This is a genomic window from Sphingopyxis italica (assembly GCF_011926545.1).
Classification (GTDB): domain Bacteria; phylum Pseudomonadota; class Alphaproteobacteria; order Sphingomonadales; family Sphingomonadaceae; genus Sphingopyxis; species Sphingopyxis italica.
In genome coordinates this window covers 392083-406140 of the sequence record NZ_JAATIT010000003.1, presented here as the reverse complement: position 1 = coordinate 406140, position 14058 = coordinate 392083, and the positions used below count along the sequence as shown (strand labels likewise).

Below are 14058 nucleotides of genomic sequence, written 5' to 3'. Positions count from 1 at the left end.
TCCCGTTTTGTTCGAGCTCGACAATGCGCTGATCGTCCGGCTGCTCGACCTGGTCGGCATCGGTGTCTTCGCCTTATCGGGCGCGCTGATGGCGGTGCGCCTCCGCCAGACGCTGGTGACTGCGGCTTTTTTCGCGCTCGTCACCGGCGTCGGCGGCGGCAGCGTGCGCGACCTGCTCATCGGCGCGCCGGTCTTCTGGGTGCAGGACGGCGCGATCGCGGCGGTGTGCATCGCGATCGCGCTCGTCGTCTGGATCACGCCCGAACGCTGGTGGCAGGGGCAATTGCTCGAATGGGCCGATGCCGTCGGGCTCGCCGCCTATGCCGTGTTCGGGACGGCCAAGGCGCTGGCGTGGGGCGTTCCGCCCTTTCCCGCGCTGATGATGGGAGTGATCACCGGCTGCGTCGGCGGCACGATCCGCGATATCCTTGCCGGGGTGCCGTCGATCATCGTACGTCCCGAAATCTATGTCACCGCCGCGGCGCTCGCGTCGGGGCTGTTCCTGATCCTGCTCTGGCTCGGCGCCGGGACGCCGATCGCGGCGGTCACCGGGGCGGTCGCCGGTTTCATCCTGCGCGGCGCCGCGATCCGCTGGTCGCTCGCGCTTCCGACCTATCGCGATCGCAAGGCCGGGGGCTGAGGCGCTGGCTTTCGGGCGGGACCCGCCCTCCATAGCATCGTCACCCTGAACTTGTTTCAGGGTCCATGGCCTGCCGTTTCCTTCGGCGCTGCGCCCGATCGGCGGTCTGGCCATGGATGCTGAAACAAGTTCAGGGTGACGAGCATTGAAAGGCCGGTATCGACCCGCAACCGGCCCCCCTTGCCAAATCGCGAATCTGTGGCAGGTTCATCTTATGAACAGCGATGTCAGCACCATCGCCCGCCGGGTGCGGGATCAGGCGGAGGCCTTGCCCGAGCTGTTCGGCCGCTTCGATTTCGACAAGGCCCCCGAACGCTGGGCGCCCGAGGCCGATGCGGTGAGCGAACTCGGCCGCGTCCGCAGCATCGACCGTTCGGCCTATCTGGACGATCCCGAGCTGCTCGGCCGCATCCGCGAATATACGATGCTCGGCGACCGGACCGGCGATGCCTATGCGGCGCTGATGCCGCGCTACGGCTTTCAACGCACCGTCGCGATGCTCGTCGAGGCGTGCGACAAGGGGATCGAGGCGGTCGAGGACGCGCCCGCCGAACTGGTCGCGCTGATCCGCGAGATGGAGCAGAGGCCCGACTGGCTCGATATGGTGCTGGTCGAGGAGGGCGCCGCCTATGAGCGTAACGCCACGGCGAACCTGTCGCCCTTCCTGATCCGCGGCGCTTTCATCGCGACCTTCCTCAACAAATATTCGGCGCTGCCGATGGCGCTCACCGGCACGCTCGGCCAGGCGACCGCGGCGCGGCGGGTGAAGGAAACCGCGACATTCTTCGCCACCACCGCGCTCCCCGGCGCGCTCGATCGTTTCGGTCCGGGCTTCAAGGCGGCAGCGATGGTGCGGCTGATGCACTCGATGGTGCGCGTCAACGTGCTGTCGCGTCCGGGCATGTGGGACGCCGACACCTATGGCATGCCGATCCCGCAGCTCGACCAGATGCCCGCCGGGCTGATCCCCGTTTATTTCATGTCGCAGGAGGTGCTCGCCAAAGGTCGCACCCGCTTCACGCGGCTCGAACGCGGCCGCGTCGAGCTCGCGCGCTATCGCTGTTATCTGCTCGGGCTGCCCGAGGATCTGCTCGCCGACACGCCGCAGGAGATCGTCCGCATCTGGCGCACCCGCAGCGCGACCTTGCGCTACGAATATGACGATCAGGTCTGCGGCGGGCTGCTTCGCGCGACGATGGACGCCGAACTGTCGAAGGACCGCTCGCCCAAGGGGCAGGTCAAGCGCCGCCTCGAATATTCGGTCAGCCGCGTCTTCTTCGTGAAGGCCTTTCTGGCGGGCGACGAGGCGCGCGCGGCCGATGTCGGCGTGCCGGTGCGGCGCCGCGACCACCTCATCTATGGCGCGACGATGCTCGGCATCGCCGGGCGCATGGCCGCCTATCGCGTCGCCTCGCGCTTGCCGATCCTCCGCCATCTTGCCGACCGCCGCCTCGTGCATCGGATCGAACGCCAGCTGGCCGAATATGGCCGCGCCGAATTCACCTCCGACGCCGCGCATTACAAGCCCGCGACGGCGAGCTAGGCTTTTCGAACCAAAGGATTTTCATGCAGACCGAGCAGGCGACCGTCAACGGCATCAGCATCACCTATGAGGACAAGGGGCCGCGCGATGCGCCGGTGATCCTGCTGGTCATGGGCCTCGGCGGCCAATTGACGCTATGGCCCGACGAATTCGTCGATGGGCTGAACGAACGGGGCTTTCGCACCATCCGCTACGACAATCGCGACGTCGGCCTGTCGACACGCTTCGACGCTGCGGGCATCCCCAACGTGAAGTGGATGATCGTCAAATCGGTGATCGGGCTGCCGGTGCGCCCCGCCTATACGCTCGCCGATATGGCGGCCGACGGCATCGGCCTGCTCGATCATCTCGGCATCGACCGCGCGCATATCGTCGGCGTGTCGATGGGCGGCATGATTTCGCAGCATATCGCCGCGCGCTACCCCAAACGCGTGCTGTCGCTGACCTCTGTGATGTCGACCACGGGCAACCGCCGCCTGCCGCGTGCGCAGAAGGAGGCGATGCGTGTGCTCGCGAACCGGCCGATGAGCGGCGACAAGGAAGCACTCGTCGCTTATTCGGTGGGTGCCGCGCGGGTGATCGGCAGCCCCGGCTATCCGTCGGCCGAGGACCGGCTCCAGGCCCGCGTGCGCGCCGATTTCGAGCGCGGCTGGTATCCGCAGGGCGTCGCGCGCCAGATGGCGGCGATCGTCGCCGACGGCGACCGGCGTCCGATGCTGAAGAAAATCAAGGCGCCGACGCTCGTCATCCATGGCGAGGATGATCCGCTCGTGCCGCTGCCCGGCGGGCGCGATACCGCCGACAATATCGCGGGCGCGCGGCTGCTGACGATCCCCGGCATGGGGCACGACCTGCCGCTCGCGCTGGTCGATAGGTTGGCCGACGCTATTGCGGAGCATCTTGACGAAACAACAGCCATCGCGGCGTGACCTCTCTCCGCCTTGCGGGGGGGGGGCTCCACCTCATTATCAAGCACCGATGGCCCGCATCAAACTGCGCCAAAGGCCAGAAATTATCCAATGAAATCAATGGATAATGGTGCGGTCGAGAAGACTCGAACTTCCACGGCCTTTCGGCCACAACGACCTCAACGTTGCGCGTCTACCAGTTCCGCCACGACCGCACATCATGATGGTCCGGATCGGGTCCGGCACCAGGTAGGAGCGGGCGCCTAGCAAAGCTTGTCGAGCGATGCAAGCGAGCTTCGCCGCTTTTATTTTTGCGGGCGCGAACGCGTGCAGCCCCGCGTGGGCCTCCATGTCATCGAACCGACTCCAAAGAGTCACGCAAGTGTCACGGTTCTGGCGTCAGACCGTCATCGAATCACCCTAGTGGCGGCGTCACCGGGGGCGAGACATCAATGCTTTTCTTGTCCGCGGCGTGTTTTTCATCAGGGGCGCGCAGGCGCACACCGGGACGGAGATTTTCATGGCGGCTTTCGCACGCATTCGTTTGGTCATGCTCAGCGGCGTGGCCTGTTCCATTCTTGCGGCGTGCGGCGCCGATGGCGTCGCCTCGCCGGGCGAAGGCGTGATCGTCATTCCCGCGCCGACCCCGACGCCCACTCCGACCCCGACGCCGACGCCGACCCCCACGCCGACCGGCGTGACCCCGGCCGACGCCTGCCCGACCATTAACGGCGCCGACCAGCTCGCCGACCTTGGCACCATCTCGGGGCCGCAGGGCACCTGGCGCAACTGCGGCTTCCCCACGAAGTTCAACGCGACCACCGCAATCCCGAAGGTCGACGGCGTCATCTATTCGCTGCCCGGCCGCGTCGATGTCGGCACCGATCAGGGTCCGACCGAAGAGGCCGGCGATGCCGCCGACGTCACGCTGACGATCGATCCGGGCGTCACCATCTTCGCCTCGACCGGCACCGCTTTCCTCGCCGTCAACCGCGGTAACAAGATCGACGCCGTCGGCACCCCGACGCAGCCGATCGTCTTCACCGGCCGCGGCAACGTCGTCGGCTCGGCGACCGACAACACGTCGCAGCTGTGGGGCGGCGTCGTCCTGCTTGGCCGCGCGCCGATCACCGATTGCGACGCGGCGGGCGCGGTCCCCGGCACCAACGATTGCGAACGCGACACCGAAGGCGCGTCGAACGCGCTCTATGGCGGCGAAATCGAGGACGATGATTCGGGCCGGATGAGCTATGTCCAGATCCGCTATTCGGGTTTCAACCTGTCGCCCGACAGCGAATTGCAGGGGCTGACCCCGTCGGGCGTCGGTTCGGCGACCCGGTTCGATCATATCCAGATGCACAACAGCTCGGACGACGGCATGGAAGTGTTCGGCGGCCGCCCGAACTTCAAACATATGGTCGTCACCGGCGCCGAGGATGACAGCTTCGACACCGACGTCGGCTACAAGGGCAATATCCAATATGCGATCGCGGTGCAGCGCGCCGGTGGCGCGGTCGGCGACTCGATCATGGAAATCGACTCCGACGGCGATGAGAACGCGGTTCCGCGCCAGGAAGTGAATATCTCGAACTTCACCTTCATCCACCGCAACGCGGCGGCGGGCAACGGCGCCGCGATCCGCATCCGCGGCGGCGCCGACTACACCTTCGCCAACGGGCTGATCACCACCGGCGCCTCGTGCCTCCGCGTCGACAGCGCCACCACGGTCCAGCCGGCGAACCCGGCGCTCGACGAAAACGGTCCGCCGGTGTTCCAGTCGGTGTCGATGCAGTGCAACGACCGTCCGTTCCGCGGCTCGAACGGTCCCGACGATGCCGCGGTCCGCGCGATCTTCGAACTCGGCACGAACAACAGCTCGACCTACACGCCGAGCCTGACCGACCTGTTCGTCAACGGCGCGACCGAAACCGCGCTGACGGCGTTCGACGCGGCGACGCTCGACGGCTTCTTCGACACGACGGCCTATGTCGGCGCGGTCGCTGACGCCAACGACACCTGGTATGCGGGCTGGACCTGCAATTCCGCCACGGCGTCGTTCGGCGACACCAGCGGCAACTGCACCGACATCCCCGTCACCTGACGCGCCGACGTCCGATACCGGGGCGGGGCGCACCACCGGCGCGCCCCGCCCCCATTTCCATCCGCCATTAGGGCCCATCTGCCATTAGGGGTTTTCCAACATGACCAAGCGGTCGCTATTCGCCAGCTTCCTGCTCCTTTCGTCGGCGCTGGTGTCGCCCGCGGCGCTCGCCCAGACGGCCGAGCCCGATCCCGCGCCCGCCGAAACGCCGCCCGCCGACCCGGCTGACGATGGCGCGGCGGACGAAGAGGTCGATGTGTCGATCCCCGGCGGCGCCGACGCCGAAATCGTCGTCACCGGCCGCTTTACCCCCAATGTCGTTCGCGCGACCCCCGAAGTCGTGTCGGTCCTCTCCTCGGCCGACATCGCGCGCACCGGCGAAGGCGATATTTCGGGCGCGCTCCAGCGCGTGACCGGCCTCAGCGTCGCCGGCGGCGGCTTCGTCTATGTCCGCGGCCTCGGCGACCGTTACTCGCTCGCGCTGCTCAACGGTTCGCCGCTGCCCAGCCCCGAGCCGCTGAAGCGCGTCGTCCCGCTCGACATCTTTCCGACCAACGTCATCGATTCGACGCTGGTGCAGAAAAGCTATTCGGTCAATTTCCCCGGCGAATTCGGCGGCGGCGTCATCAACCTGACGACCAAGGCGATCCCGCGCGAAACCTTCCTGACCTTCTCGGGCGGCATTGGCTGGGACAGCGAGACGACGAACGAACTCGGCTATACCTATTATGGCAGCGACACCGACTGGACCGGCTTCGACGACGGCACGCGCGACGTCCCGCCGCTCCTGAAAGCCGCCTTCGCCAGCGGCAAGCCGATCCTCGAGGGTGCCGATTTCAGCCTCGCCGATCTGAAGGCGATCCAGATGGAGCTGGTCAATTCGGAGACGAGCCTGCTCCAGCAGAATAACCATATCCCGGTCAACTGGTCGGCGGGGATCACCGGCGGCACGACGATCCAGCTCCCCGACGGCGAGCTCGGCATCATCGCGACCGCGGGGATCAGCAACAAGTGGCGGACGCGCGATACGCTCCAGCAGACCTCGCTCGAAACCGACCTGTCGGGCGAGCCGCAGACCAATTTCAACCGCGTCGTCACCGACAACCGCATCGTCGTCAACGGCCTGCTCGGTTTCGGGCTCGAACTCGGCGATCACAAGTTCCGCTGGACCAACCTCTATATCCGCGACACGCTGAAACAGGCGCGCCTCGGGCTCGGCACCAACCGCAACCAGTCCGACCGCGACATCATGCAGCAGGACACGGCGTGGTACGAACGCCAGCTGATCAACAGCCAGCTCGTCGCCGAATTCGATTTCGACCGCATCCAGCTCGACCTGCGCGGCGGCTATGCCAATTCGCAGCGCGAGGCGCCCTACGAACGCAGCTTCACCTATGTGCGCACCAACCTGCCCACCGATATCGATCCCGTCGGCGACAAGTTCGTCAACGACCTCACCGGTGGCCGCGGTTCGGCGAGCATTTCCTTTTCGGATCTGAACGAGGATCTCTGGTCGGGCGGCGTCGACCTCTCCTACGAACTGGCGCCGCGCATCACCGCGACGGTCGGTTACGCCTACAGCGACACGCATCGCACTTCGGTGCGCCGCGACTTCCTGTTCCGCGCGCAGAATCTGCCGATCGAGGTCCAGCAATTGCGCCCCGACTATCTGCTCTCCGACGCGTCGATCCAGCTTTACGATATCCGGCTGCTCGAAACCTCGGCGCAGGACGGCGCGGCGGCGTTCGACGCCAATCTGACCACTCATGCGGGCTATGCGCAGCTCCAGGCCGAAGTCGTGCCGGGCGTCAACATCAACGCCGGCGTGCGTTATGAAGACGCCAAGCAGACCGTCGTCCCGGTCGATCTGTTCAACACCGGCTCGTCGGTGTTCGTGCCGACCGATCTCGACAATGCCTATTGGCTGCCGGCGGTGACGCTGACCTGGGAAATGGCGCCCGACATGCAGCTTCGCCTCAACGGGTCGAAGACGATCGCGCGGCCGCAGTTCCGCGAACTCGTCGCGCAGGTCTATCTCGATCCCGAATCGAACCGCCTCTATCGCGGCAACCCCTCGCTGACCGACAGCGAGCTGTGGAACGCCGAACTGCGCTACGAATGGTATTTCGACCGCGATCAGCGGTTCACGGTCGCGGGCTTCTATAAATCGATCGACAATCCGATCGAGGCCTATACGTCGGCGTCGGACAATCAGGTCAGCACCAGCTACGCCAATGCGCCCAAGGCGACGCTCTATGGCGCCGAGTTCGAGGTGCAGAAATATTTCCCGCTCGACACGCTGTCCGACGCGCCATTCTGGCAGAGCCGCCGGCTCGTCCTGATCGGCAACTACACCTATACCCAGTCGGACATTCAGGTCGGCGAGGACGATGTCACCTTCGTCAACGGCGTCGAGCGTCCGGCCGACATCTTCTTCTTCGACGGCTCGCCGCTGACCGGCCAGTCGGACCATCTGGTCAATTTCCAGATCGGGCTCGAGGATCAGGACCGGCTGTCGCAGCAGACGTTGATGCTGACCTATGCCAGCCCGCGCGTGACCAGCCGTGGTCCGTCGGGCCAGCCCGACCTCAAGGAAAAGCCCGGCATCCAGCTCGACTTCGTCGCGCGGCAGGGCATCAACCTCTTGAACAAGGAAATCGAGCTGAAGTTCGAGGCGCGCAACCTCACGGGGCGCAAATATGAAGAGCTCCAGACCTCGGGCGACAACAAGATCTATTTCAACCGTTACAAGCTGGGCCGCACCTTCTCGCTCAGCGCCTCGATTAAATTCTGAGCTATAAATCCTCCCTGCCGCGAAGCGGTGGGGAGGGGGACCGCCGCGAAGCGGTGGTGGAGGGGCTCTGGCGTCGCGCGCCGGCCCCTCCGTCAGCCCTGCGGGCTGCCACCTCCCCATGCCTACGGCACAGGGAGGATCATTACCCCCCCACCCACCGCACCGGACTCGCCCGGCTGACAAAAAACTGTAATCTTCCCGTCAACTGATTGTCACCAATCGTCCCTAGGCGATTCGTCATGCAGCCTTTCAGTTGGGGGACAGGGAAGAAACCATGGCAACGCTGATGTCCGGATCGGCCGTTCGGCTGCCGCGCGCGCTGCCTTCGTGGCTCCGCGTTCGCAGGCGGACCCCGCTCGAAATCTGGCCGCACCTGCTCGTCGGCCTGCTCGGCGCGCTCCTGATCTGGCAAGGCGTCCGCCTGTTCTGGACATTGCTCACCCCGCTGTCGCCGCTCGGTGCGTGGCAGCCGCAAACCGCCGTCATCGCATCGCCCGCCGAACGGCGCGCGCTCTTCACCAGCCTCGATCCCTTTTTTCGCGGCAATGTTCAGGGCCCCGCGACGGCAACCGTGACTTCGGCGGGGCTCACGCTGTTCGGGATCAACCTCAACGAAGCGACGGGCGGCGGCTCGGCGATCATCGCGGGCGAGGACGGGGTGCAGACGAGCTATGCCGTCGGCGACGAGATCGCGCCGGGACTGAAGCTCGCCGGCGTCGCGTTCGACCATGTGTTGCTCGATCGCGGCGGCGCGCGCGAAAGCCTGTTTCTCGACCAGAGCGGCGAGGCACCCGTCGCCAGTCCGGGAACCGCGCTGCCGGCGCCGACGCCCGAAATCGGCGCGGCCCCCTCGGGCGTCAGCGGCGACATGACCCCCGCCGCGATCAAGGCGGGCGTCGCCTTCGCCCCGCGCACCGAGGAGGGCCGCATCACCGGCATCGTTGTCCAGCCGCAGGGTGACGGGGCGACGTTCCGCGCGGCGGGCCTGCGCCCCGGCGACGTCATCCGCTCGGTCGGCGGCCGCCCGATCACCTCGGCCAGCGACGTTGCGGCGCTCGCCAATCAACTGGCCCCGGGCGCGCGCATCGCGCTCGAGGTCGAACGCGGCGCCAGCGTCGTTCCCGTCGCCATCTTCCTTTCAAAGAATTAGGTTCTATGCGTCTCAAACTGTCCCTGATGCTCGCCGCCGCGCTCGTTTCCGCCACCCCGGCACCCGCGGCCGCCCAATATACGCTCAACGTGCGCGATGCCGACATCCGCGCCTTCATCCAGGATGCGGCGCGGATCACCGGGCGCACCTTCGTCATCGACGGCCGCGTCAACGGCAAGGTGTCGGTTGTCACCGACCGGCCGCTGTCGCGCAGCGAATATTTCGAGATTTTCCTCGCGACTCTGCGCTCGAACGGTCTCGTCGCGGTGCCGGGGCCGAACGGCAGCTACCGTGTCCAGCCGATCGACGGCGCGGCCGCGCAGCCCGGCCGCATCGGCGCCCGCGGCGCGGCGCAGAACCAGTTCGTCACCGAAATCATCCGCCTTCGGCATATCGACGCGGTCGCGGCGGTCGAAACGCTGCGCCCGCTCGTCAGCCCGCAGGGCTCTCTCACCGCGAACCGCAACGCCAACAGCCTCGTCGTCGCCGACTTCGCCGACAATATCCGCCGCATCCGCGCCCTCGCCGCGAGCATCGACCGCGACAGCTCGACCAGCCAGATCGTCACGCTGAAAAATGCCGGCGCGCGCGAAATCGCCGCCGCGCTCCAGGCACTCGTTCCGGCGGCGGGGGAGGGCGCGCGCGCACCGGTCGCGATCGTCCCGATCGACAGCAGCAACGCGATTGCCTTGCGCGGCGATCAGGCGCTCGTCGCGCGTTTCGTCGCGATGGCGAACGATCTCGATGCGAAGGCGGCGGGCGGCACCGAACTGCGCGTCTACTGGCTCGAACATGCCAATGCCGAAACATTGCTCCCGACGCTCCAGCAGCTGATCGGCGGCGGCAGCGATCCGGTGCAAAGGGCGGGCCTGCCGCCGGCGTCCGCCTCGACCTCGTCCTCGAATGGCACCAGCACGCCGGCGCCCGCCGCCGCCGCACCCGCCGCGAGCTCGACCGGCGCCGGGGGCAGCGGCAGCATCTCGACCCGCGGCCCGGCCATCATCACGCGCTACGAAGGCGCGAACGCGATCATCGTCGCGGCGAATACCGAAGTGCAGCGGATGCTTGGCGAACTGATCCGCCAGCTCGACACGCGGCGCCAACAGGTGCTGGTCGAGGCGATCGTCGTCGAGATCGGCGATGATGCCGCCAAGAAACTCGGCGTCCAGTTCCTGCTCGGCGGCAAGAATATCCCGTTCGTCGCGACGAGCTACAGCAACGCCTCGCCCAATATCCTGACCTTGGGGGGCGCCTATGCCTCGACGCAGATCAGCGAGGAAACGACGACCACCGACGGCACCACCGTCGTGACCAAAACCTCGAGCGCGCTGGGCAACGCGTTTCAGGAAGCCGCGGCGGCGCAGCTCCTTTCGGCGACCGGCGGATTCGCTGGCTTCGCGGGCGACATCGGCAAGAACACGATCTTCGGCGCGATCATCAACGCGGTGAAATCGGACACGACGTCGAATCTGCTCGCGACCCCGCATATCGTCACGCTCGACAATCAGGCGGCGAAATTCCTCGTCGGACAGGAAGTGCCGATCACGACCGGCGAGGCGCTTTCCGACAATTTCGACAATGCCTTCCGCACCGTCCAGCGCGAAGAGGTCGGCATCAAACTCGACGTCACGCCGCAGGTCAATGGCGCGGGCGAGGTCAAGCTCTTTCTCCGCCAGGAAGTGTCGAGCGTCGCGGGGCCGGTCTCGTCGCGCAACAGCGACCTCATCATCAACAAAAGGTCGTTCGAAACCGTGCTGACCGTCGATGACGGCGAAATCCTCGCGATCGGCGGCCTGCTCAACGACGACGAGCGCAAGACGATCGAGCGTATCCCGCTGCTCAGCGATATTCCGTTGATCGGCGAACTGTTCAAATCGCGCAGCCGGACGCGGTCGAAGACCAACCTGATGGTCTTCATCCGCCCGACGATCCTCAAGAGCCGCGAAGACAATGCCGCGCTCACCGCGCGCCGCTATGGCTATATCCGCGACTTTCAGCTCCAGAGGAACCCCGATCAGGAGCCCGCGATCGACGCGCTGGTGCGCGACTATATGGGGGCGACGCCGCCGTCGCCGCCGACGCCCGCCGACGTCACCGTCGGCCCCGTCAACCTGCCCGCGCTGCGCGGGGAGGGCGGCAGCGTCACGCCCACCGACGTCCCGCCCTCGACGTCAGAGGCGCCGGCGCCGCCTGCCGGAGACACTCCGTGACCGACATCGAACCGGCGGCGCCTCCCCCGGCGCCGGTTGATATTCCCCCCGTGGATATTCCCTACGGCTTCGCGCGCGCGCACGGCGTCGTCATCGCGCCCGGCGAAAACGGCGTCTGGCTCGCGACCTTGCGTGAGGGCAGCGATCCCGCGGTGCTGATTGAGGTCAAACGCTATCTCGCGCAGCCGCTGCGCGTCGCGACCGCCGACGCCGCCGATTTCGACCGGCTGCTTTCGGATCATTATGCGGTCGACAGTTCGGCCGCCGCGATGGCGGGTTCGCTCGACGGCAGCGACCTCGACCTCGGCATCCCGAGCGCCGAGGATCTGCTCGACAGCGCCGACGACGCCCCCGCGATCCGCCTGATCAACGCGATCATCGCCGAAGCGGTGCGGCAAGGGGTCAGCGACATCCATATCGAGCCCTATGAAAGCGGACTCGTCGTGCGGATGCGTGCCGACGGCGTGCTGCGCGAACATCTCCGCATGCCGCCGCACGTGGCACCCGTCGTCGTCAGCCGCATCAAGGTGATGGCGCGGCTCGACATCGCCGAGCGCCGCGTGCCGCAGGACGGCCGCATCGGGCTGACGCTCGCGGGCAAGGCGGTCGACGTCCGCGTCTCGACCCTGCCGAGCCGCGCGGGCGAACGCGTCGTGATGCGTATTCTCGACAAGGATGCGGCGGGAATCGACTTCGACGTCCTCGGCCTGTCGGGCGAAGCCGACCGCATATTGCGTGAGGCGCTCGCCGAACCCAATGGCATCATCCTCGTCACCGGCCCGACCGGATCGGGCAAGACGACGACGCTCTATGCGGCGCTCAAACAGCTCAACGACGGCCAGCGCAACATCCTGACCGTCGAGGATCCGGTCGAATATGCCGTCGATGGTGTCGGGCAGACGCAGGTGAATGCCAAGGTCGGGCTCGATTTCGCGGCGGGGCTGCGCGCGATCCTGCGCCAGGACCCCGACGTCGTGATGGTCGGCGAAATCCGCGACCGCGAGACCGCCGACATCGCGGTGCAGGCCTCGCTCACCGGCCACCTCGTCCTCTCGACCGTCCACACCAATGATGCGGTCGGCGCGATCACCCGCCTTAAGGATTTGAAAGTAGAGCCTTTTCTTCTGACCTCCACCCTCCGCGCCGTCCTCGCCCAGCGCCTTGTGCGCAAACTTTGCGACAATTGCCGCGAACCCGTCCAGGCCGACAACAGCATCGCCGCGATGCTCGGGCTCGACATCGGCACCGTCATCTGGCGCCCCAAAGGCTGCGAGGCGTGCGGCGGCACCGGCTTCAAGGGCCGCATCGGCGTGTTCGAGGCGATCAAGGTCGACGAGACCGTCCGCCGCTACATCTACGCCGGCGGCGACGAATCGATGATCGTCAAGCACGCCTTCCTCAAATCGCCGACGCTCGCCTCGGCGGCGCGGTCGATGGTCGCGAAGGGGCTGACGACCGCCGAAGAAGCGATCCGCATCGCGCGGCGCGAGGACGTCGATGCCTGATTATCGCTATGTCGCGATCGATCCGCAGGGCCGCGAGCGCAAGGGGCGGCTGACCGCCGCCAACGACGCCGCCGCGCGCGCCGATCTGGTGCGGCGGAAGTTCCACATCGTCGCGGTCGAAGCGGCCGGAGCGAAGCCCGCCGGCCGCTCGCTGCTCGCATTCCGCAAGACCAAGCTCGGCAGCAAGGAACTGGCGCTCTTCACCCGCCAGCTCGCAACGCTCGCCGAAGTCGCGCCGCTCGAAGAGGCGCTGCGCACATTGACGCGCCAGAGCGAGGCCGAAAGCGCGCGCGCCGTGATCGGCGACGTCCATGCCGGCTTGCTCGAAGGCCGCCGCCTCGCCGACGCGATGGGTCGCCAGCCCGCCAGCTTTCCGCCGCTCTATCGCGCGATGGTCGCCGCGGGCGAAACGACGGGAAGCCTCACGACGATCCTCGCGCGCCTCGCCGACCTGCTCGAACGCCAGGCCGAAGTGCGCGGCAAGCTGATCGCGGCTCTCGCTTATCCGATCGTGCTGGCGGTCGTCGCGATCGGGGTTGTCGCGGCACTGATGATCTTCGTCGTCCCGCGCGTCGTCGAGCAATTCACCGACACCGGCCAGCAATTGCCTTTCCTGACCCGCGCGGTGATCGCCATCTCCAGCTTCGCCGCCAATTGGTGGTGGCTGATCGCGCTGCTGATCGCCGCCGCCGCGTTCGGCTGGACCGCCGCGCTACGCCGCCCGGCGTTCAAGGCACGGGTCGATGCCCGCCTTCTCCGCCTGCCGCTCCTTGGCCGCCTGCTCCGCGACCTTTATGCTGCGCGTTTCGCGCGGACGCTGTCGACGATGGTGTCGAGCCGTCTGCCGCTCGTCGAAGGGCTGAAACTGACCGTGCCCACGATCCGCAACGCCGCGCTCGCCGGCGCGACCGCCAATATCGTCGATCAGGTGCGCGCCGGCGGCGGCCTCTCGGCCGCGCTCCGCGACGCCGGCGTGTTCCCGCCGCTGCTCGTCTATATGACCGCCAGCGGCGAAAGCGCGGGGCGGCTGGAACAGATGCTCGAACGCGCGGCCGACTATCTCGAACGAGAATTCGACCGCTTTACGGCCGCGTCGATGGCGCTTCTCGAACCTGTCATAATTGTCGTTATGGGGTCATGCGTTGCCCTTATCATCCTCGCCATTCTGCTTCCGATCCTTCAGTTGCAGAACCTAGCCGGACTATGA

General features: G+C 66.8%; 9 protein-coding genes and 1 tRNA gene. 9 read left to right on the top strand and 1 reads right to left on the bottom strand.

Annotated features, from left to right (window positions below; translation table 11 throughout):
- Positions 1-7: 7 nt before the first annotated feature.
- The 3 genes from GGR90_RS13155 to GGR90_RS13145 all read left to right on the top strand — a co-directional run bounded on the left by GGR90_RS13155 (position 8) and on the right by GGR90_RS13145 (position 3112).
- Complete coding sequence (locus tag GGR90_RS13155; protein ID WP_280740856.1) at positions 8-640, top strand: trimeric intracellular cation channel family protein; 633 nt, start codon at positions 8-10, stop codon at positions 638-640.
- A gap of 214 nt (positions 641-854) precedes the next feature.
- Positions 855-2183, top strand: coding sequence for an oxygenase MpaB family protein (locus tag GGR90_RS13150; RefSeq protein WP_167921903.1), 1329 nt, complete (start codon positions 855-857; stop codon positions 2181-2183).
- 23 nt (positions 2184-2206) lie between these two features.
- Positions 2207-3112, top strand: a complete 906-nt coding sequence (locus GGR90_RS13145; protein ID WP_167921902.1) for an alpha/beta fold hydrolase — start codon at positions 2207-2209, stop codon at positions 3110-3112.
- Between the two features lie 107 nt (positions 3113-3219).
- On the opposite strand, the gene GGR90_RS13140 is transcribed toward GGR90_RS13145, so the two are convergent.
- Positions 3220-3306 (bottom strand) — tRNA-Leu (locus GGR90_RS13140).
- Between the two features lie 305 nt (positions 3307-3611).
- Here GGR90_RS13140 and GGR90_RS13135 point away from each other — a divergent pair.
- The 6 genes from GGR90_RS13135 to gspF all read left to right on the top strand — a co-directional run bounded on the left by GGR90_RS13135 (position 3612) and on the right by gspF (position 14058).
- A complete protein-coding gene (locus GGR90_RS13135) occupies positions 3612-5192 on the top strand; it encodes a hypothetical protein (protein ID WP_167921901.1) in 1581 nt (526 codons plus the stop codon).
- A 100-nt stretch (positions 5193-5292) separates the two neighbouring features.
- Entirely contained in the window at positions 5293-7986 is a 2694-nt protein-coding gene (locus GGR90_RS13130) for a TonB-dependent receptor domain-containing protein (RefSeq protein ID WP_167921900.1), read from the top strand.
- 274 nt (positions 7987-8260) lie between these two features.
- Positions 8261-9136, top strand: a complete 876-nt coding sequence (locus GGR90_RS13125) for a type II secretion system protein N (protein ID WP_167921899.1) — start codon at positions 8261-8263, stop codon at positions 9134-9136.
- A gap of 5 nt (positions 9137-9141) precedes the next feature.
- Positions 9142-11346, top strand: a complete 2205-nt coding sequence (gene gspD, locus GGR90_RS13120; protein WP_167921898.1) for a type II secretion system secretin GspD — start codon at positions 9142-9144, stop codon at positions 11344-11346.
- Entirely contained in the window at positions 11343-12851 is a 1509-nt protein-coding gene (locus GGR90_RS13115) for an ATPase, T2SS/T4P/T4SS family (RefSeq protein ID WP_167921897.1), read from the top strand. The genes gspD and GGR90_RS13115 overlap by 4 nt, the downstream gene beginning before the upstream one ends.
- The gene (gene gspF, locus GGR90_RS13110; protein WP_167921896.1) at positions 12844-14058 is read left to right on the top strand and encodes a type II secretion system inner membrane protein GspF; all 1215 of its coding nucleotides are present in this window, start codon (positions 12844-12846) and stop codon (positions 14056-14058) included. The genes GGR90_RS13115 and gspF overlap by 8 nt, the downstream gene beginning before the upstream one ends.